This is a genomic window from Clostridium aromativorans (genome assembly GCF_020908015.1).
In the GTDB taxonomy this organism is placed as follows: Bacteria; Bacillota; Clostridia; order Clostridiales; family Clostridiaceae; genus Clostridium_B; species Clostridium_B aromativorans.
Window position 1 is genome coordinate 35,205 of record NZ_JAJJPB010000008.1, and the last position, 22,255, is coordinate 57,459.

17 protein-coding genes, 3 tRNA genes, 1 riboswitch and 1 other annotated feature are annotated in these 22,255 nt (G+C 33.0%); all 20 genes read left to right on the top strand.

The window, feature by feature from the left end; translation table 11 throughout:
• The first annotated feature begins 21 nt into the window (after positions 1-21).
• The 20 genes from LN736_RS08250 to LN736_RS08345 all read left to right on the top strand — a co-directional run bounded on the left by LN736_RS08250 (position 22) and on the right by LN736_RS08345 (position 22,197).
• The gene (locus LN736_RS08250; RefSeq protein WP_229981322.1) at positions 22-2,262 is read left to right on the top strand and encodes a heavy metal translocating P-type ATPase; all 2,241 of its coding nucleotides are present in this window, start codon (positions 22-24) and stop codon (positions 2,260-2,262) included.
• 84 nt (positions 2,263-2,346) lie between these two features.
• A complete protein-coding gene (locus tag LN736_RS08255) occupies positions 2,347-2,574 on the top strand; it encodes a heavy-metal-associated domain-containing protein (protein WP_150356974.1) in 228 nt (75 codons plus the stop codon).
• 238 nt (positions 2,575-2,812) lie between these two features.
• The gene (locus LN736_RS08260; RefSeq protein WP_150358978.1) at positions 2,813-4,984 is read left to right on the top strand and encodes a heavy metal translocating P-type ATPase; all 2,172 of its coding nucleotides are present in this window, start codon (positions 2,813-2,815) and stop codon (positions 4,982-4,984) included.
• 64 nt (positions 4,985-5,048) lie between these two features.
• Entirely contained in the window at positions 5,049-6,563 is a 1,515-nt protein-coding gene (locus LN736_RS08265; RefSeq protein ID WP_179977820.1) for a phosphohexomutase domain-containing protein, read from the top strand.
• Positions 6,564-6,702: 139 nt separating this feature from the next.
• Complete coding sequence (locus tag LN736_RS08270) at positions 6,703-8,703, top strand: fructose-1,6-bisphosphatase (protein ID WP_150356915.1); 2,001 nt, start codon at positions 6,703-6,705, stop codon at positions 8,701-8,703.
• 363 nt (positions 8,704-9,066) lie between these two features.
• Positions 9,067-9,462, top strand: a complete 396-nt coding sequence (locus LN736_RS08275) for an HNH endonuclease (protein ID WP_150356914.1) — start codon at positions 9,067-9,069, stop codon at positions 9,460-9,462.
• 234 nt (positions 9,463-9,696) lie between these two features.
• The gene (locus LN736_RS08280; RefSeq protein ID WP_150356913.1) at positions 9,697-9,876 is read left to right on the top strand and encodes a hypothetical protein; all 180 of its coding nucleotides are present in this window, start codon (positions 9,697-9,699) and stop codon (positions 9,874-9,876) included.
• Between the two features lie 192 nt (positions 9,877-10,068).
• Positions 10,069-10,515 carry a CBS domain-containing protein gene (locus LN736_RS08285; protein WP_150356912.1) on the top strand — a complete coding sequence of 149 codons (447 nt, stop codon included), beginning with the start codon at positions 10,069-10,071 and terminating at the stop codon, positions 10,513-10,515.
• A 68-nt stretch (positions 10,516-10,583) separates the two neighbouring features.
• Positions 10,584-10,828, top strand: a binding site (T-box leader).
• Positions 10,829-10,975: 147 nt separating this feature from the next.
• A complete protein-coding gene (locus LN736_RS08290) occupies positions 10,976-11,491 on the top strand; it encodes a tryptophan transporter (protein ID WP_150356911.1) in 516 nt (171 codons plus the stop codon).
• Between the two features lie 166 nt (positions 11,492-11,657).
• On the top strand, positions 11,658-11,855 hold the full coding sequence (locus LN736_RS08295; RefSeq protein ID WP_150356910.1) for an alpha/beta-type small acid-soluble spore protein: 198 nt from the start codon (positions 11,658-11,660) through the stop codon (positions 11,853-11,855).
• Between the two features lie 83 nt (positions 11,856-11,938).
• A riboswitch (cobalamin riboswitch) is annotated at positions 11,939-12,113 on the top strand.
• A 272-nt stretch (positions 12,114-12,385) separates the two neighbouring features.
• The gene (locus LN736_RS08300) at positions 12,386-13,903 is read left to right on the top strand and encodes a hypothetical protein (protein WP_150356909.1); all 1,518 of its coding nucleotides are present in this window, start codon (positions 12,386-12,388) and stop codon (positions 13,901-13,903) included.
• A 146-nt stretch (positions 13,904-14,049) separates the two neighbouring features.
• Complete coding sequence (locus LN736_RS08305; RefSeq protein WP_150356908.1) at positions 14,050-14,640, top strand: ECF transporter S component; 591 nt, start codon at positions 14,050-14,052, stop codon at positions 14,638-14,640.
• Positions 14,641-14,719: 79 nt separating this feature from the next.
• Positions 14,720-15,679, top strand: a complete 960-nt coding sequence (locus LN736_RS08310; RefSeq protein ID WP_150356907.1) for a P1 family peptidase — start codon at positions 14,720-14,722, stop codon at positions 15,677-15,679.
• Positions 15,680-15,757: 78 nt separating this feature from the next.
• Complete coding sequence (gene rpsA / locus LN736_RS08315) at positions 15,758-16,936, top strand: 30S ribosomal protein S1 (RefSeq protein ID WP_179977819.1); 1,179 nt, start codon at positions 15,758-15,760, stop codon at positions 16,934-16,936.
• Positions 16,937-17,125: 189 nt separating this feature from the next.
• A complete protein-coding gene (locus LN736_RS08320; protein WP_150356905.1) occupies positions 17,126-18,901 on the top strand; it encodes an EAL domain-containing protein in 1,776 nt (591 codons plus the stop codon).
• Positions 18,902-19,096: 195 nt separating this feature from the next.
• Positions 19,097-19,171 (top strand) — tRNA-Gln (locus LN736_RS08325).
• Positions 19,172-19,173: 2 nt separating this feature from the next.
• A tRNA-Lys gene (locus LN736_RS08330) sits at positions 19,174-19,249 on the top strand.
• A 67-nt stretch (positions 19,250-19,316) separates the two neighbouring features.
• Positions 19,317-19,400: transfer RNA gene (locus tag LN736_RS08335), tRNA-Leu, on the top strand.
• A 152-nt stretch (positions 19,401-19,552) separates the two neighbouring features.
• Complete coding sequence (locus tag LN736_RS08340) at positions 19,553-20,890, top strand: hemolysin family protein (protein WP_150356904.1); 1,338 nt, start codon at positions 19,553-19,555, stop codon at positions 20,888-20,890.
• A gap of 122 nt (positions 20,891-21,012) precedes the next feature.
• On the top strand, positions 21,013-22,197 hold the full coding sequence (locus LN736_RS08345) for an SAM-dependent methyltransferase (RefSeq protein ID WP_229981323.1): 1,185 nt from the start codon (positions 21,013-21,015) through the stop codon (positions 22,195-22,197).
• The last annotated feature ends 58 nt before the right edge of the window (positions 22,198-22,255 follow it).

Here is a 22,255-nt window from a genome sequence, read left to right on the forward strand (position 1 = left end):
TTGTTTTAGGGAGGTTTTAGAATGAAAAGTAAAATTTTTCAAATAGAGGGAATGAGTTGCGCAGCCTGCGCTAGAACAATAGAAAAGGTGAGCAAGAAAGTAGAAGGAGTGGAGGAGGCCAGTGTAAATTTTGCTACTGAAAAACTAGCTGTAACTTTTGATCCTTCTAAAATGAAAATTGACAGCTTGAAAAAAGATATCGAGAAGGCAGGATATAAAATTTTAGAAGAGGAAAGTGCTGCTGACAAAGAAAAAAAGAAAAAAGAAGAAATTGGAGAATTGAAAAGAAGGTTTATAATGTCTGCTGTATTCACAATTCCACTTCTTGTTGTAGCTATGGGTCCTATGATAGCCGAAAGTTTAAATGTAATGCCTCCTGCAGCAGTGGATCCTATGGTTCATCCCAGGGCATTTGCGGTAATTCAGCTTTTATTAGTTCTTCCGGTGATAATAGTTGGGAAAAAGTATTTTACTATAGGATTTAAGTCATTGTTTAGAAGAAGCCCAAATATGGATTCGCTTATAGCTATAGGGACATCGGCAGCATTTTTGTACAGCGTGTTTTCCGTATTTAAAATATTACAGGACAACAGTTATTACCATATGTATTTTGAATCTGCAGGTGTTATACTTACTCTTATAACTTTGGGAAAATATTTTGAAAATCTGGCTAAAGGAAAGACTTCTGAAGCAATAAAGAAATTAATGGATTTAGCTCCTAAAACTGCAAATATAATGAGAGATGGAGAAGAAATAAAGATTCCAATTGATGAAGTGGAAGTTTCTGATGTGCTTGTAGTAAGGCCTGGAGAAAAAATCCCTGTGGATGGTGAAGTTATTGAAGGAATGACTTCTGTAGACGAATCGATGCTTACAGGGGAGAGTATACCGGTGGAGAAAACTCCGGGAAGTAAAATTATAGGTGCAAGTATAAATAAAAATGGTTCTATAAAGTATAGAGCTACTAGAGTGGGGAAGGACACTGTACTCTCTCAGATAATAAAACTGGTTGAAGAGGCTCAGGGATCTAAGGCACCTATTGCAAAACTGGCTGATATAATAGCTGGTTATTTTGTGCCTGTAGTGCTTGTATTGGGTATATTGGCATCTATAGGCTGGTATGTATCTGGGCAATCTGGTGTATTTGCAGTAACCATATTTATATCTGTACTTGTAATAGCTTGTCCTTGTGCACTGGGATTGGCTACACCAACGGCTATAATGGTGGGAACTGGCAAGGGGGCAGAGTATGGGGTACTTATAAAAAGTGGTGGAGCTTTAGAAATTGCCCATAAAATACAAACTGTAGTATTTGATAAGACCGGCACTATAACTGAAGGGAAACCAAAAATTACAGATATAGTTCCATTAGACACAGTGAAAGAGGATTATTTACTTCAAGTTGCAGCTTCTGCTGAAAAAGCATCGGAGCACCCGCTGGGAGAAGCTATAGTTAAAGAAGCTAAGAATAGGAGCATTTTATTGAGAAAGGTAAATTCTTTTGTTGCTATACCCGGCCGCGGCATTGAAGTTTCCGTGGGAAATGATGATGTGCTTTTAGGCAATAGAAAACTTATTCTAGACAAAAAAGTTTCTCTGGAGAATATGGAGATGGTGTGGAAAAAACTTTCTAGTGAAGGCAAAACGCCTATGTATGTAGCATTAAATAATAAATTAATAGGAATAATAGCTGTAGCGGACACGGTTAAAGAAAACAGCAGAAAGGCTGTAGAAAAGCTCCATTCCCTTGGTATAGAAGTGGCTATGATAACTGGAGACAATAAAAATACAGCTCAGGCCATAGCGGAGCAAGTTGGAATAGACAGAGTGCTTGCAGAGGTTCTTCCAGAGGATAAGGCCAATGAGGTAAAAAAGCTGCAGAATGAGAATAAGAAAGTAGCTATGGTTGGTGATGGAATAAATGATGCCCCAGCTCTGGCACAGGCGGATGTAGGCATAGCAATAGGCTCTGGCACAGATGTGGCTATGGAATCAGCGGATATTGTCCTTATGAAAAGTGACTTGATGGACGTGGTTACGGCCATAGATCTGAGCAAAAAGACCATAAAGAATATAAAAGAAAATTTATTTTGGGCTTTTGGATACAACTCATTAGGTATACCTGTGGCCATGGGAATACTTTTTATATTTGGAGGACCACTTTTGAATCCTATGATAGCAGCACTAGCTATGAGTTTTAGCTCGGTTTCAGTGCTTTTAAATGCACTTAGGCTTAAGAGATTTAAACCAGTGTACAATTGAGAAATTTAATCGGCAATTTAAGTTGGAAGTTTGAGTTAAAGCTGACAATTTAAAATAAATATAAAAATGTAAAGAGGTGTAAATATGTTTTTTAAAGGAAAAATAAAAAAAATAGCACATGTAGAGGGAATGAGCTGCCAGCATTGTGTTGAACATGTTAAATCAGCTTTAGAGTCAATAGAAGGAGTTTCAAGTGTGAAAGTGGATTTGGGAAGTAAAACTGCAGTTATAAAATCTTCTTCTGAAATCAACAATTCGGATATAGAAAAGGCTGTTAAGGATGCAGGCTATGAAGTAAAAGATATAGAGTAAAAAGTACAATATATTTTGATAATGCTGATGTAAAAATAGCTAATGAAGGTTTCTTCATTAGCTATTTTTAATTTAGTCATATTTATTTAGACAAATTATTGACATTTATAGATTATTAAAATATACTAATAGTATAAACATATGAACAATTACTCATATATTCATATGTAAATTTTAATACATATAGAAGGAAATATTATAAGCAGCTGTATAAAAGAAAGAGATGGAGGGAATTTGAATGAATGTGACTGTGGACGGCAAATTAAGTGACAGTAGGATTATAGATGTTAAAGGTAATGATAAAAAAAGAGAGTTTATACTGGAGAACTTATGCTGTGCTAATTGTGCCAGTAAAATTGAAAGTCGGGTAAAGAATATTCCTGAAATAAAGACTGCATATTTAGATTTTCTGTCTAAGAAACTTATTGTACAATTGGAAGACGAACAAAAGCTGGATTATGTTGTAAAAAAAATAGAAAATATAATAAATACGATAGAACCGGAAGTAAAGGTACTATATGGCACGAAAAATCTTAAATCGGAGGAAAAAGGAAATTGTGATGAAACAAAAAATAACAGAATGGAAAATATAATTCAGGGAATAGGTGTTGTGCTCTATATAAGTGCTATAATTTTTAACTTTCAGTTCAAAATAGAAATGACATTGTATTTGATAAGCTATATTATAATTGGAAGAGAAATATTATTAAAAGCTTTTAGAAATATAATTAGAGGACAGGTATTTGATGAGAATTTCTTAATGTGCATTGCAAGTATAGGTGCTCTTTCCATTAAGCAGTTTCCAGAGGCTGTGGCAGTAATGCTGTTTTATAGAATTGGTGAGTATTTTCAGGATAGAGCTGTAGATAATTCCAGAAAATCCATATCAAATTTAATGAATATAAAACCGGATTTTGCCAGTGTAAAAGTGGAGGATGGAGTAAAAAAGATGGCTCCGGAGGAAGTAAATATTGGAGATATAATATTGATCAAGCCGGGAGAAAAAATACCTCTTGATGGAAAAGTAATAAACGGAGATTCCATGATTGATACTTCAGCTCTTACTGGAGAATCACTTCCAAAGAAGGTTTCTATAGGCGATGAGGTATTGGGTGGATTTATAAATAAAAATGGAGTGCTGTCTGTAAAAGTAACCAAGGAATTTGGACAATCTACTGTGGCCAGAATATTGGATTTAGTTCAAAATGCCAGCAGTAAAAAAGCTCCTACTGAAAATTTTATAACCAAATTTGCCAGATATTATACTCCTGCAGTAGTTATATTGTCCTTTATGCTAGCTGTCCTTCCACCTGTTCTCATGAGTGGAGAAACTTTTTCCGACTGGTTTTATAGAGCATTGATATTTTTGGTAGTTTCTTGTCCCTGCGCACTTGTTATATCCATACCGCTGGGATTCTTCGGGGGAATAGGAAGTGCTTCTAAAAATGGAATCCTTGTAAAAGGAGGAAACTACTTAGAAGCTCTAAATGATGTAAATACGGTGGTATTTGACAAAACGGGTACTCTGACTAAAGGGGTATTTGAGGTTGCGAAAGTGAAAAACTGCGGCGATTTTAAAGAAGAAGACATTTTAAAATATGCATCCTATGCCGAGTCTTATTCGAATCATCCTATTTCAACTTCAATATTAAGAGCTTATAATAAAGGAATAGAGAGGAATTTGATAAAAGACTATAATGAAATTCCGGGAAAAGGTATACAGGCTAATGTAAATGGTGTTCAAGTGCTGGTTGGAAACGGAAATTTGATGCTGGATAATAAAATTGCGGGAGAAAAAGTTCAGGAAATAGGAACTGTAGTACATGTGGCAGTTGACCGCAATTATGCAGGATATATAGTTATATCTGATGAAATAAAGGAAGATTCCAGAGAAGCAGTGGAAAGTTTAAAAAAAGTGGGCATAGGAAAGGTGATAATGTTAACTGGAGATAGCTATTCAGCAGGGAAAAAAGTAGCGGAAAATATCGGATTGGATGAGGTGTATACAGAACTTCTCCCAGATGGAAAAGTGAAAAAATTAGAAGAAATATACGGCAGAAATAATGGAAGACATAAATTGGCATTTGTAGGGGATGGAATTAATGATGCTCCGGTGCTTGCAAGAGCAGATGTAGGAGTGGCCATGGGAGGAATTGGTTCAGATGCTGCCATAGAAGCTGCGGACGTGGTTATAATGACGGATGAACCTTCAAAAATACCAGTAGCCATTAAAATAGCGAGAAAAACCAAAAAAATAGTTGTACAAAATATAGTGATTGCCCTGGGAGTAAAATTTGTAATTTTGGTTTTGGGAGCTCTGGGAATAGCCAATATATGGGAAGCAGTATTTGGAGATGTGGGAGTTGCCCTTATAGCGGTGTTTAATTCTATGAGGACCATGAGATTTTAATCTATATAAACTTCAAATTGTTGTATAATATTACACGTAAGAATTAAAGATTGGGAGGATATATATGCTGGAAGAATTGTATAAATTGCAAAATGGAACAGATATAAGGGGAATTGCCATTGAGAACAGGGAAAAGGATATAAATTTAACTGCTGAAAGAGTGAAAATGATAACCAGAGGATTTGTGATATGGCTTAAAGGTAAAAAAAGCATAGGAAATGAAAAACTTAAAGTTGCAGTTGGTATGGATTCAAGACTGTCAGGTCCGGAAATCAAGGATGCTGTATCCGGAGAACTTTTAAATCTTGGATGTACTGTATGTGACTGTGGATTGTGTACTACGCCGGCTATGTTTATGACTACCGTACATCCAGACTATAAATGTAATGGTTCTATTATGATAACGGCGAGCCACCTGCCCTATTATTATAATGGATTGAAATTTTTTACTGAAAAGGGCGGCTGCGAGAGTGATGATATAAAATATATATTGACAAAAGCTCTGGAGGGTAATTATGAAGATGCCTGTAGGAGGGGAAAAATTTTAAAAATAGATTTTATAAGTGAATATTCTAAGCTGCTGATTGAAAAGATCAGGGAGAGTATAAATTCAGAAACAAATTATGAGATACCGTTAGCAGGTCTTAAAATCATAGTGGACGCTGGTAATGGAGCAGGAGGATTTTTTACAAGCAAAGTCTTGGAGCCATTAGGTGCTGATACCGATGGGAGCCAGTTTATCAATCCAGATGGAAGATTTTCCAACCATATTCCCAATCCAGAGGCTAAAGAGGCCATGGATTCCATAAGAAACGCCGTAATTGAAAATGAGGCTGATTTGGGAGTAGTATTTGATGCAGATGTAGACAGGGCAGCTATTGTAGATGACAGCGGCAGAAAAATAAACAGAAACGCTCTCATAGCTTTAGCCTCTTCTATAGTTTTAGAAGAACATCCGGGTACTGCTGTAGTTACTGATTCTGTAACTTCGAGAGGATTAAGTGAATTTATTGAAAATTTAGGGGGAATACATCACAGGTTTAAGAGAGGTTATAGAAATGTTATAAATGAAGGTATAAGATTAAATAATGAAGGAAAAGATTGTTTTTTAGCCATTGAAACATCAGGCCATGCAGCTTTAAAGGAAAATTATTTTTTAGATGATGGTGCTTATTTAATAGCAAAAATACTGATAAAAATGGCTAAACTTAAAAAACAGAGAAAAAATATAGAAAGTTTGATAGACAGTTTAAAAACTCCACTGCAGAGTTTAGAATTTAGGTTTCCTGTTTTAAAGGACAATTTTATAGAATATGGTTCTACAATAATAGAGAATCTAAAAGAATATATAAAAGGAATTAAAGGATGGAAAGAGGCAGCCAATAATTATGAGGGAATAAGAGTGGAGTGTGACAATAAAAATGGGGATGGATGGTTTTTATTAAGACTTTCTCTTCATGAACCGGTGTTGTGCTTGAATATTGAGTCAGATGCTGAAACGGGATCAGGGGTAATTGTGGATAGGCTAAAGCCATTTTTTACAAAATATGAGGATTTAAACAGCAGTAGTTTCAAATGAGCACATAATTTTTACTATATACGGTATGTGCTATACTAGATATCTTAATTTATACTATACATGATAAAAATGATATACTATAATATATTATAGTATATCATTTTTATATCTATAATATTTTAAGAAGGAGAAAGTAAATATGATTTTCTATGATGAAAACAATTTAGATATAATAGAAAAAGATTTAAGATATCTTCAATTATTATCCAAAGAATATCCTACAATTTCCAGCGCAAGTACGGAAATTATAAACCTTGAAGCTATATTGAATTTGCCTAAAGCTACGGAACACTTTATAAGTGATATTCATGGAGAATATGAATCCTTTACCCACATGCTTAGAAATGCCTCTGGAGTAATAAAGAGAAAAATAGATGATGTATTCGGAAATTCGCTTAGTGAAAAACAAAAAGCGGCATTGGCTGCAGTAGTGTATTATCCGGAAAGGAAGTTAGAGCTCATCAAAGAAAAAGAGGTAAATCTTCAGGATTGGTATAGAGTGACCTTATACCAGCTCATTGAATTGTGCAAAAATGTATCTTCAAAATATACCCGCTCCAAAGTTAGGAAGGCTTTACCAGAGGATTTTTCATATATAATAGAGGAACTTCTTCATGAGCAGGAAGATAGAGTAGACAAACAAGCTTATTATAATGGTATAATAAAAACTATTATAGACATAGATCGCGCTCCTGAATTTATCATAGCAATATCCAATGTAATACAGAGGCTGGTAGTGGATAGACTTCATATTATAGGAGACATATATGACAGAGGACCTGGAGCTGAAATAATAATGGATGCCCTTATGGATAATCATTCCGTAGATATTCAATGGGGAAATCACGACATGCTCTGGATGGGAGCGGCTTCCGGCTGCAGATCCTGCGTGGCAAATGTACTCAGGATATCTCTTAGATATGCTAATCTAAAAACTGTAGAGGATGGTTATGGAATAAATTTGCTTCCACTTGCGACTTTTGCCCTGGAGTTTTATAATGATGATCCTTGTAAAAGTTTTATACCGAAAATATTGGACAAGAAGATAAATGAAAATGAATTACAGCTTTTGGCAAAGATGCACAAGGCTATTGCCATAATGCAGTTTAAGATAGAAGGTCAGATAATAAAGAGGCATCCTGAATTTAAGATGGAAGATAGATTGTTATTAGATAAGATAGACAGAAAAAAATGGGAAATAACTTTATATGGTCATACTTATAAATTAAATGACACTAGTTTTCCAACTGTTGATTGGAGTGATCCCTATAAGTTGACGGACAGGGAACAGGAAATCATTCAAAAATTGACAGATTCTTTTGTAAACAGTGATAAGCTCCAGAGACATATTAAATTTTTATATGGAAAAGGCAGTATGTATCTGGTTTATAATTCCAATCTTCTCTATCATGGATGCGTTCCCCTTAATAAGGATGGAAGTCTTAGAGAAGTTAAAATAGGAAAAATAAGCTACAGGGGGAAAGAACTTCTGGACAGATATGATCGTATAGCCAGAGATGCCTATTTTTTCAAGCCCAACAGTCCTGCAAAAAGATATGCAATGGACATGATGTGGTACATGTGGTGTGGGGAGGATTCACCTATGTTTGGGAAAACCAGAATGACCACTTTTGAAAGATATTTTATTGATGATAAGGAGGCGCATTATGAGCCTAAAAATTATTACTACCAATACAGGGATAACGAACAGGTATGTAAGAATATACTGTCAGAATTCAATTTAGACCCGGATACTTCCCATATTATAAATGGTCATATTCCCGTAAAGACTAAGGAAGGAGAAAGCCCTATAAAGGCAAATGGACGGCTGCTTGTAATAGATGGCGGCTTCTGCAAAGCATATCAGCCTGAAACTGGAATTGCAGGATATACACTTATATATAATTCTTATGGATTACTGCTTACTTCTCATGAACCTTTTTCAGCTATAAAAAATGCCATAGAAGAAGACAAAGATATTATATCTTCTACTGTAATTTTGGAACATGTAGCTAAGAGAAAAAGGGTGGCAGATACGGATATAGGGAAAGAGCTGAAAAAGCAGATAGCTGATTTGGAAAAGCTTTTGATAGCCTATAGAAAGGGGCTTATTAAAGAATATAATAATCATATAGAGTAAATTATAGTAATTAATAGCTGCTTCATCAAAATTTGAATATTTTTGTGAAGTAGCTAAATTTAATTTATAATTTTTAAAGGAATTTCATTTTTAATGTAGAAACTCTATAAGTATTAGAGTATATGAAGAGGGGACTGAGTTAATGAATATTGATTTCGATAAGATAATATACTATTCTGCAGTGCCTATTTTTGTAGCATTATTTATTTTCCTTTTGGTGGTTTTTATTAAAAATTTAAAGAATAATAAAAAATAATTTAGTTAATTCACAAATTTTTATAAGTGTAATACAGCATAACCTGTGTTATAATGTTAATAGAAGTTATAATAAAAATCCATTATAAAAAACTGGGAGGGAAGAAATTGTTAAAATGCCAAATATGTGGTAGACCAGCGGATAGGCATCATATAGTTTATAAAAGTCAGGGGGGTGTGGATTTCCCTTTAAACTTTAAGTATTTATGTCCTGAGCATCATAGGGGAGATTATGGACCTCATAAGAATAGAAAATTGGATTTGAAATATAAGCTGGAGATGCAGCAAAAACTTAAAAACTTGCTTTACAAAGAGTTCTATACGTTGGATGAATTAATTGCTCTTCTTCAAATAAACAAGGGTATGTTGAAAAAACTTTTAAAGGATTGTAAATTGCACAAAGAAGGATATAGGAGTTTTGACGTAATATACAGGCTTATGGGAAGAAAGATATACACAGAATATATGATGGAAGAATATTATGATTTTATAGCGAATTTCTAATAACAGTTTTAAAATTGTATTTTAAATAATGGTAATATCAGTTATAATTAAAAAATAAACAGCAGGTTAATTTACTTTAATTTGCTGTTTAATATAAAAAATATTTACTGGACACTAATTTATAAATTATCTCTAAATAAGCACTTTATATTAACTTAAGTTTTACAAAATATAAAAGGGATAATAGATATAGTCACTTTCTAAAAAATTAAGTTAGATAAGGGGGTTATTGACATGAAAGAGAATATACTTATGTTGTTAACGCTGGAGGAAATAAGTAATATAACTAAGGGCTTGAAAATTGCAGTTGATGCTGTAAATGAGGACAATATAAAAATTGATGAAAAATTAGTGGATGATATAGAGGACGTACTTAGAAAATTACTTCAAGTAGAAGCTGAATGTTCAAAGTAACATTTTCTAAAATCCAAGGCTGTTAGGCCGATTATCATATAAAATCTATATGTTTTTATTTTAAATATTGACATTGATAATTGGCCTATTAATAGGGCTTGAATTTTTATGAACACTGAAGTTATCTAATTGAGTTACTATATTTAATTTTGAAATTGAGTATTAAATAAAGGCATTGAGGGGTAAAAACGTATGAATATAGCATTTTTTCTCACACCTAAGGCAGAAGTAGTTTATGAAACACCAAATTCGACTATGAGACAAGCGTTGGAGAGAATGGAGCTGTATAGGTATACAGCTATTCCTCTTATTGATGACAAGGGAAAATATGTGGGAACTCTTACAGAGGGTGATTTACTTTGGAAGCTTAAGAACACTCCTGATTTGAACTTTAAAAATACAAACAAAGTGCTCCTAAAGGAAATTTCAACCCGTATGAATAATAAATCGGTTAGAATCAATTCTGACATGAAGGATTTAATATCACTTGCTGTAAATCAAAATTTTGTGCCGGTAATAGATGATAAAAATGTATTTATAGGTATAATAAAGAGAAGTGATATAATAAATTACTGTTATAGAGAACTATTTGATAAAAATGACAATTCAATTATCAAAATAAAAAATAATCTGGGTTAAATCTTGGTTTGAAAAAATATGTGTTGACATTATGAAAAACAAGTGATATTATATTTTTAATTTAAATATTAAATCCTTTGACGAGGAAGAGTAACTATGTAGTTAAGTGACAGAGAGTTGGAAAAGGTGGAATCCCAATACTGAGTATGTAGTGAATGGACCTAAGAGGAGTAAATTGAAATCTACTCAAGGTAGAAAGTAGTGGTTAACGTCAGCCGTACGTTATAACGGATAGGATATGTTTGTATCTGAAAGAGAGGTGTTTTTAAATAAACACAATTTAGGTGGTACCGCGGATATCTCCGTCCTAGTTTTCTAGGATGGAGTTTTTTAATGGGAAAAATTTGAAAATTGGTGGTGTTTGTTATGCTTTGAAATGAATATATAAAAAATATATATAGATTACATCACTGTCTTAGAATTTAGTATTTAAAATTATAATTTTAGGAGTGTATCAATTATGAACTTAAAAAAAATGATTATAAATTCCATATTACTTGCAGTTGGTGCAGTACTGCATCAGATAGTGCCTCCAATTTTATTTGGTATGAAACCTGATATATCCCTTGCAATGCTTTTTATAATACTTATATTTAATAAAGATTACAAGACCTGCGTTTGTTCAGGTGTTATAGCGGGAATATTAGCAGCAGCAACTTCAACTTTTCCAGGAGGGCAATTTGCCAATGTAATTGATAAATTCATAACTATAAATGTGATGTTTGTCTTAATAAAGCCTTTTAGAGATAGAATAAGCAATCAGATAAATATAATACTGGCTACAGCAGTTGGAACGATAGTAAGCGGTACTACATTCTTAACGGTAGTTTTGTTTACGGTAGGACTTGGAGCTAGCTTTACAGCATTATTTTTAAGTGTAGTTTTGCCTGCAGCTGTTGTAAATACTGTAGTAGGTGCGGTCTTATTCAATATAATAAATGTGGCAGTGAAAAGGGGAGCAATTAAACAGGTATAATTTAAATAAAACCAAAATCACTGGAATTTTTAACAAGATTTCAGTGATTTTTTCATATTTGCTATTAATTTAATAGTTTATAAAACGTTAAATTACATAAACTCTAAATACACAATCAATAAAATACTTCAATAAAAAATCTATATGAAATAAGGAGGAATTCACTATGGCAAGAAATGGAAATAAATCTTTGATTCCAGAGGCAAAGGAAGGTCTCAATAGATTTAAAATGGAAGCAGCTAGAGAAGTAGGAGTAAGTCTAAAAAATGGATATAATGGAGATATTACATCCAGGGAGGCAGGATCCATCGGAGGACAGATGGTGAAGAAAATGATACAGGCTTATGAAGAAGGATTAAAGTAACTGTCATTTGCTCAATATGATTGGGAAAAGTGTAAAAAAAGTTGCTTGACGTATATAAATGGTAGGTATATAATGAATGCATAACTTAATAATAGGGTATATGGTTTAAATGATAATTAAAAGGGAATATGGTGAAATACCATTACAGCCCCCGCTACTGTATGAGGTGACAATTTTAATTTTTCACTGGATTGTTCCGGGAAGGAAAAAAAAGGATGAGCCGATAGTCAGGAGACCTGCCTGTACCTGTATGCATAAGAATCTTTCGGAGGGAAGGATTTATCAATTGTGATGCTGATGTTATTTTTAATAACAGAGCTTTGTAATATGGTAATTAGGGACTTCTTTCAGAAGTCCCTTTTTATATATGTTGGTGTTAACTTAAACATATCTAATCCCTTTAAAAATGCACTTATTGTGAATGAATAAGTGCATTTTTGTATTTTAAATATTTTAATATTAGGTTATAATATTGTAAAAATGATCATGAGGATCACTTGATTAATTAAAAAAAAGGAAGGATATGAATCATGCCTGAAAAATATTGGCCTGAAACCGTTATACTTTGGGGGGCTGGTGCGACTAAAAGTTTAGGACTTCATGCAACTAACGAGTTGATGAGGCTTGTTTTAAAAATTAGTAAAAAGGATTTTTCTTTCTTAAATGGGAAAGATGAAAAATTATCCAATGCTTTTAAAAAACTAATTGTAGAAGATTTAATTAAAGACACTAAAATATCAAAGATATATGATTTAAAAGCCCTTGAAGCTATAATAAGTACTAATGACAAACTTAATATGCATGAGCTTTTTACCATGCTCGATCAGCTTATTGACAATAATATGGGATTTAATGCTTTTCTTCATGGGAAAACACAATTTTTGAGAGCGGAAAGAGTTCAGGCAGCCAAAAGATGTCTTATTTTGATTATTGAAGAATTGGAGAGATTTAGCATACAAAATACTCCTGGTTATACGGATAGAGAAAAAATGGAACCTTATTATCAATTTGCAAAGATACTTACAGAACTTATGATAGAAGAGGCTCAGGAATTTGAGAACAGAGGCTATAGAAGGGATACCAGACGTTTTTACCTTTATTCCTATGCTATAATATCTTTTAATTGGGATCCTATAATTCTTTGGAATCTGTTTAATGCCCATAAAGAGAAAAATCAAAATCCAGTTAAACTAAAAGATGGTTTAAAATTGCAACTGTATGATGATTTTGGGACTCAAATTTCTTCTGCTCAATTGGATGGCAATGAATCCGGTATATGGTATGTTACAGATGAACCTCAGTGCAAAGGTATAAATGATTATAATTATCCTTCCAGGATAATAAGAATAGGAAAAATATTGTTTCCACATGGTATGTTTGGATCCAGAATTTGCCCTGAATGTGGAAAATCAATAATTAGTTTTGCGAAGAAATGGAATAGATTGTCTACAGAAATTTTTGGCCCATCTATTCTAAAACCATTGCAGAAAAATTGGAGATATACTACGCAAAAAGAGAAAATATATAAGAGAGGAGCCATAGAATGTCCCTATTGTGGGCAGATAACTTACCCCTATGATATGACTCTCATAATACAGAGCCTTTCCAAGAAAAGAAGTGTGCCAACACTAGAAGAGCTTAAAACTGAAATGGGGCTTCTTATGAAAAATGCAAAGCATATAGTTTTTGCAGGTTATAGTCTGCCGTTAGATGATATTATGGTCAAAACTTTTTTTATGTCCTCTATATCTGGAAATGATAAAAATAAATTGAAATGCACTGTAATAAATTACGATGAGGAGTACAGAGAATCAGGTTGGTTAAGTGGAAATAATATATTGGAATATGTAAAAAAATCGAAGAATAATTCTGCAGCTGAATGTATAGAAAATATATGTGATATATTTCCGCTGGAAAACATAAGGGTAAATTTGAGTGGAATACCTGATGTATTTATGGAAGATGGGAAATGCAGTAAAAAAAAGGTAATGGATTTATTGTATCCTGAAGAATATTTTAAAGAAGGATTCCCAATATACAGGGACTAAAAGACATTGTGTTTTTTTTAACTAATTTATTGTATTTTTTGTTAAAAGTGATAAAATAAAGTCGTCAGTATTTATTAAAAAACTGAACTAAATTTTATAAAGGAGGTTCCGTGTTATATCGTAATGAATAACAACGGAGAAGGTTTATGGAAAGACAAGTTAAAGGATGGTCAAAGCTCAGTGTTAGGCAGATTACTGTAATTGGCATGCTGTCTGCAATTTCTATTGTACTTGGTGTAACGGGATTGGGTTTTATACCTATTCCGCCGGTGAAAGCTACTATAATGCATGTTCCTGTTATAATAGGTGCTATTTTGGAAGGACCATTGGTAGGCGCTATGGTGGGGCTTATTTTTGGTATATTCAGTGTAATTCAATCTATAACTACACCTACTCCTGTTTCTTTTGTGTTTATGAATCCATTGGTATCGGTTCTACCAAGAATACTGATAGGATTAGGGAGTTATTATGTGTTTAGGGCTATAAAGATGAAAAACAGGTTTTTGCCTGTGGGAATAGCTGCTGCTGCTGGCTCACTTATAAACACTGCAGGTGTGCTGGGAATGATATATCTTATATACTTAGGGCCCTATTCAAAGGCATTGAATATAAGTTTAAGTGCGGCTAAAAAGGGGATATTGGCGGTAGCTTTTACAAACGGAATACCTGAAATGATTTTATCTGTACTTATTGCAGTATCCGTTGTTACTGCTGTTACTAAAATAAGACATAAATAAGTTTATTTTTTAATCAAATGAGATATGAAATTAACCCTGAGCTTTTGCTGGCTTGGGGTTTTATAGTGTGGAGGTAGATATGAAAAAAATTTTATTCAATAGTATAGATGAAATAAGAATAGGAAATGCTGAAAATTTAGAGGGACCTACAGGATGTACTGTAGTTATATGTGAAAAGGGTGCATCTGCTGGAGTGGACGTAAGAGGAGGATCTCCAGGTACACGTGAGACGGATCTTTTAAATCCTGTTAACTTAGTAGATAGAATACATGCAGTGGTTCTCGCAGGAGGAAGTGCTTTTGGATTGGATGCAGCAGGTGGTGTAATGCAGTATTTGGAGGAGAGAGATATTGGATTTGACGTAAATGTTACAAAAGTACCTATAGTATGTGAGGCTGTACTATTTGATCTCGATATAGGTGATTGCAAAATAAGACCTGATAAATCCATGGGATATAAGGCCTGTATAAATTCTGAATTTAATTTATGTAAAAATGGAAATATAGGTGCAGGAGCTGGAGCAACTGTAGGTAAAATACTGGGAGATGAATATGCAATGAAAGGGGGACTTGGGTCTTATGCTCTTCAAGTGGGAGAGCTTAAAGTTGGCGCGATAGTTGCAGTGAATTGTCTTGGAGATGTGATAGATAGTAAAAGTGGGAATATAATAGCAGGCGCATTGAGAAAGGACGGAAAATCTTTCGCAGGTACCGAAAATATAATGATGAAAATGTATTCCCAGAAAAAAAATCTGTTTAGTGGGAATACCACTATTGGTGTGGTAGTAACCAATGGAAGCTTTACAAAATCTGAAATGAACAAGATGGCATCCATGGCCCAGGATGGATATGGAAGAGCAATAAGACCTGCCCATTCCATGTTTGATGGAGATACTATATTTACCATGGCTACTGGAAAGGTAAAGTCGGATTTGAGTGTGGCTGGATTCTTAGCTGCTGAGGTGGTAGAAAAGGCCATTGTAAAAGCAGTGGAGAGTGCAGATCCAATTTTGGGATATAGAAGTTATAAGGATATTTAAATTATTACCTTAGGGCCATTATTTGTGATAAAATATAACTGTTGGCTGTAAGTATAAATGAAAAGGAGAGATATTTTAATGGCGTGTGACAAGGAAGTAAATTCAATGGATGAAGTTATCGATCAAATTGATTCAACTATGGGAAATGTAAAAAACGGAGAGATAGTAAAGGGAAAAGTGATTTCCGTAAATGATAAAGAGGCTGTAATAAGTATTGGATATATGGTGGATGGAATACTGCCTAAAAATGAAATATGCAGTGAAGAAAATATAAATATGGAAGAACTTTTAAAAGTTGGAGATGAAATATACGTATATATAATGAGTTTAAATAATGGAGAAGATGGATTGCTGCTTTCGAAGATAAAGGCTGATGAAATAAGAAATTGGAATAAGGTTGAAGATTCGTTTAAAAAGGGAGAAGCCTTTGATGTAATTGTAAAGAAAGTGGTAAAAGGGGGAGTATTGGCAGAATTATATGGCTTTAGAGCTTTTATACCGGCATCTCAGCTGTCAGTAAAGTATGTAGACAATCTGAACGATTTTCTAAATAGGACATTAGCCGTAAAGGTGATTGAACTGGATAAAAACAAGCATAAGATAGTGCTGTCAAGGAAGGAAGTTGAGCAGTTAGAACTTGAAAAAAAAGCGGATCAGTTATGGAACAATATACATAAAGGTGATAAAATAGAGGGAATCGTAAGCAGGATTACGGGGTTTGGAGCATTTGTTGATTTAGGCGGTGTAGAGGGATTAGTTCATATATCACAACTTTCCTGGAAGAGGATAAAAAACCCTGCGGAAGTAGTATCAGTGGGGGAACGTGTTAAAGTCTGTGTAATGGATACTGACAGAGAAAGAAATAGAATTTCACTTTCTATGAAGGCCATGGGAAATAGTCCCTGGGATAAAGTAAATGAAAGATATAAAATAGATGACATAGTTAAGGGAACTATAACTAAAATTATAAATATAGGTGTTTTTGTGGAAATTGAAGATGGATTGGAAGGGTTTGTACATATATCTGAGATATCTCAGGATCATATTGTAAAACCTTCGGATGTTTTAAATATAGGAGATGAAGTACAGGTTAAAATACTCAACATAGATGCAGATGCCAATAGAATGTCACTTAGTATAAAAGAAGCTGTAGATAGTCCTAAGGAGAATTTTAAAAAGTATTTAAATGATTCTGGTGATAAAATTACATTGGGAGATCTGTTTAAGGATAAATTGAAAAATATGAAATTTGATTAAAAGATAATCCATAATTTGCAAAATAATCATATGCACTTTTTGTAAAACATATAATAGATATGGGGTATTTAAAATAAAATAAGCTTTCTACAGGATAAATTAGTTAAATTGTTGCATATAGCATATATGATAACACAGTTGCAGTATTTATTGAAATAGGATTTACAGGTAAGAAAAGATGTAGTATAGATGAAAGTTGGTGTTAATATGGGAGATGGATTACCGAATATAATAAACATGAATGAACTTGAAAATTTAATGGAAAGTTTTTTTTCTATAACAGGAATATCATGTTTAGTAAAATATACTAATGGAGACATGTTTAATGTCCCCTTTAAGTCTCATTTATATCCTAACCCAGAATTTGTGACATATGAGGAGCGTATACTTTCTCGGATTAATGGGCGAAATAAGATAGGTGTTTATAAACATAAAAATGGCTTGATTTATATAGGTATACCTATAATTGTAAATAAAAAACATATTGCAACAATTTTTTTAAATCCAATATTTTTTAAAGAAGATTGCAACAAAAGTGATTATGTAGGAAAGTTAAGTAAAATTGAATTAATAAATAATAAGTATTCTATTGTCTCAAAGAAAAATATAAAAAAAATTATCAATTTTTTTTACAATGAATTTATGGTATTAACTAAACTGGAGTTTAAATATAAAAAGGTGGAGAAAATAGCTTATTATGATAGGCTAACTGAACTATATAATTTCAATTATTTTATGAAAAAAATTGAAAAGCAAATTAAAATGTATTCACAAAGTAGTTTTTCAATATTTCAAATTGAATTAAATAATTTTAAAAGTATAAATGATATTTTTGGATACGAATACGGCGATAAATTGTTAAAAAGAATAGGAAACACCTTAAAAAAATTGGACATTGGAATAGTTTCAAGGATGGGTGGAGATGGATTTTTACTCTTAAAGCAAAAAATAGATGGTGGAATAGAATTAAAAGATTTGGCTCAACATATAGTTGATACTATTAGTGGACTGTGGAGTTTTGATGGAAATGAAGTCCTGGTATCAGTTAATATAGGCATAACGATTTTCCCCAGAGATGGAGGAGAAGCTGCGAAGTTGATTAGAAATGTTGATATAGCATTAAATAGAGCTAAATTAATAGGTAAAAATACATATATATTATTTGAAAAATATATGTATGATGAGATCTTAAGGAAAACGGAATTGGAAAGAGGGTTGAGAAAGGCAATAAAAGATAATGAATTTATACTGTATTATCAACCCCAAGTTGATATGAGAACTAGAAGGGTAGTTGGATTTGAGGCCCTAATTAGGTGGAACAGTTCTAAGTTTGGCTGGATAATGCCTATGGAATTTATAAGCCTTGCAGAAGAGACAGGACTTATAGTACCTATAGGCGAGTGGGTCCTTAAAACTGCGTGCAGACAAAATAAGTTGTGGAAAAACAGGGGGTATTCCTATGATTTCATATCCATAAATGTTTCTACAATACAACTTAAAAATGATAATTTTATCAATACAGTTAGAAATGTTTTAGAAGAAACAGGCTTAAAACCTGAATATTTGGAAATAGAAATAACAGAAAGTGTCATGATGGAGTCCTTTGATTGGAGTTTAAGAGTGATAACTGAACTTAAAAATATGGGAGTTAGAGTAGCACTAGATGATTTTGGAAGTGGATATTCTTCTTTAAACTATTTAAAGAGCATTCCCATAAATACTCTTAAAATTGACAAAACTTTTATAGATGGTATATGCAAGGGAGCTTATGAAAACATTATAACTGGAGAGATAATAAAACTTGCCCATAAGATGAAGTTAGAAGTGGTAGCAGAGGGTGTGGAGATGGAAGAACAGATTCGATATCTAGAGGAGGAAAATTGTAATAAAATTCAAGGATATTATTTTGGCAAGCCAATGCCGCCGGAATGTATAAATATGTTTTTAGAAAAAAGGGAAAGTTAATATGTAATAAGATAACTTGTTTACATATTCTGATAATAAGCTGGCTTACTTGCCTAAATTGGCACGGTAAAGGCTATTGACATTCCAAAAATTGTGCTTTATAATTTAATTTACAGTTACAAAAAATTCTAATTTAAATACGGAATTATTTTATAGATGTTTTATTTATTTTGTTGTAAATATAAGTTTAATTATTGGGGTGTAGCCAAGTGGTAAGGCAGTGGACTTTGACTCCATCATTCGTAGGTTCAAATCCTGCCATCCCAGCCAGAGGTTTACTAGCTCAGTTGGTAGAGCACATGACTTTTAATCATGGTGTCCGGGGTTCGATTCCCCGGTAAGCCACCATTGAACTGAGATTATAAATTGTGAGGGTAAGATTAATATGATAAAATCCTAGTATTTATTTTTATATGCAGGTGTGGCGGAATTGGCAGACGCACTAGACTTAGGATCTAGCGCCTATGGCGTGGGGGTTCAAATCCCTTCACCTGCACCAATTATTTACAATAAAATTCGTTTTATAATGATAAGAATGGTTACAAGGTTATAATATTTAGCATAGTGAGGAATTTTATTGCAGGAATTAGACTTATCATCTAATTCCTATTTATTATCTTAGGAAATAAATGAAAGGATGTTTGATTTAGCATGGACGTTACCTGGCAGAGTATAGTATTCGAACTTATGTTGATATTAATACTCACGGTGATTAATGCATTTTTTTCAGCCATAGAAATGGCTATAGTTGCTTTAAATAGGAGCAGGATAAACTATTTAGCAGAACAGGGGGACGAAAAGGCAGAAATAATACTGAAATTATTAAAGGAACCTAATAATTTCTTAGCTACTATACAGGTGGGAATAACTCTTGCTGGTTTTTTTGCCAGTGCATTTGCAGCTACCACACTGTCGACAAAATTTGCATTTTTTTTAGATGAAATGGGTGTACCCTACAGTGATAAGGTATCTGTAATTGTGATTACACTACTGCTGTCATATATAACTCTTGTTTTTGGAGAATTACTTCCCAAGAGAATTGCACTTCAAAATTCAGAGGCCATGTCAATGGCTTTCGTAAAGCCTATTTTGTTTATAAGTAAATTGATGCTGCCATTTGTGAAATTGTTATCGGGTTCTACTGCCATTCTTATGAAATTGTTTAATGTAAGTACAGAGGATATTGAGAATAGGGTATCTGAAGAGGAAATCAGATCTATGCTTGAAGAGGGTCAGGAAACAGGTGTATTTAATCAGTCTGAAAAGGAAATGATAGAGGGAGTATTTAAATTTGATGATAAGCTGGCAAAGGAAGTTATGACTCCTAGAACAGAAGTATTCGTCATAGACATGGATGATTTGAATTCATGTACTGTGGAGAGTATAATTGAAGAAAAATATTCCAGAATACCTGTATATAAAGATGATATAGACAATATAGTGGGTATACTTTATATCAAGGATTTATTTGCTCAATTGATGAAAACTCCGGTGAGTAATATAGATATAAAATCGATGCTTAGAGCACCTTATTTCGTACCTGAAAATAAAAATATAGATGTACTTTTTAAAGAACTTCAGGGGACCAAAAACCATATGGCTATTTTGATTGATGAGTATGGAGGGTTTTCAGGAATTGTAACCATAGAGGATTTGATTGAAGAGGTAATGGGAAATATATTTGATGAGTATGACGATAATGAACAGTATATAAATAAAATTGATCAGAACACTTATCTTGTAAGTGGACTATTGTCTATAGATGAAGTTAACGAATTTTTAGATTTGGACTTAAAATCGGAAAATTCGGATACAATAGGAGGATTTGTAATGGATCTTTTGGGAAGTATTCCAAAAGAAGGAGAGGAAAATACTGTGGAGTATGGAGATGTGATTTTTAAAGTGGAAAAAGTAGACGAAAAGAGAATAGAAAATTTAAAAATATATACTCCTAAAAAATTAAACCCTCAACTTGAGGAGTCAAGTTAATATTTAAAGTCTGTATCAGACTAGTAATATATGTTTTCTGGAAAATTTGGCAGAAGCTCTTTTAATAAGAGGATCTGCCTGTTTATATATAGGTTATGTATAAGAAAAGAGGTAGTAGTAATATGAATTTAGACAAAATGTTTTTTGGAGAGTTTTTGAAAAAGATATTTTCAGACACTGTTCAGGTTAAGTACTGGGATGGTACGGAAGAGAAGTATGGAGAGGGAGAAGCCAAATTTAAAATATTCATAAATAAAGATATATCTAAAAAAGATGTTATTAGGGATCCTTTTCTCACTTTAGGGGAAGCCTATATGGACAATGTATTGGATTTTGAGGGAAATATTAGAGAAATTATAGAATCGGTGTATAAAAACAAGGAAAGTTTTTTAAATAAAGCTGATATGTTTTCAAAATTGTATAAGGTTCTTCCCAATACTTTAAAGAAAAGCAAGACAGATGTACAGTACCATTATGATTTGGGAAATGATTTCTACAGTCTATGGCTGGATAAAACAATGACATATTCCTGTGCCTATTTTAAAAATGAAAATGATTCTATCTATCAAGCTCAGATAAATAAAGTCAATTATATACTAAAAAAACTCAATCTAAAAGAAGGTCAAAGGCTTTTGGACATAGGCTGCGGTTGGGGAGAACTTGTAATTGAAGCTGCAAAAAAATATGGCGTAAACGCAGTTGGAGTAACTTTAAGTCAGGAACAGTTTAAGAAAGCTTCTGAAAGAGTTGTAGATAATAATCTAGATGGAAAAGTTGAAATAAAATTAATGGATTATAGAGAACTTGTGGGTAAGACAGATAAATTTGACAGAATAGTAAGTGTGGGAATGATAGAACATTCAGGAAGGAAAAATTTACCTGTTTATATGCAAGATATTAGAGACATGTTAAATGAAGGCGGAGTATCTCTCCTTCATTGTATTACTGCACAGACAGAAGGAGAGGCAAATCAGTGGATAAAAAAATACATATTTCCAGGGGGATATATTCCATCCATAAGGGAGCTGGTGAGCTTGATGGCAGACAATGATCTTCATCTTGTAGATGCAGAGAGTTTAAGACTGCACTATTATAAGACGTTAAAGTGTTGGGCCGAAAATTTTGAAAATAACTTGGATGAGATAAGAAAGATTAAAGATGATAGATTTATTAGAATGTGGAGACTTTATTTAAATGCTTGTGCGGCGTCATTTCATTATGGAGTAGTAGATATACATCAATTTTTATTTACCAAGGGCCTTAATAATGAATTGCCTATGACTAGAGATTACCTGTATGAAGATTAAATATAATGTAAAAATCAGAGCTGCGTATGCTCTGATTTTTTAAACATGAATTTACCAT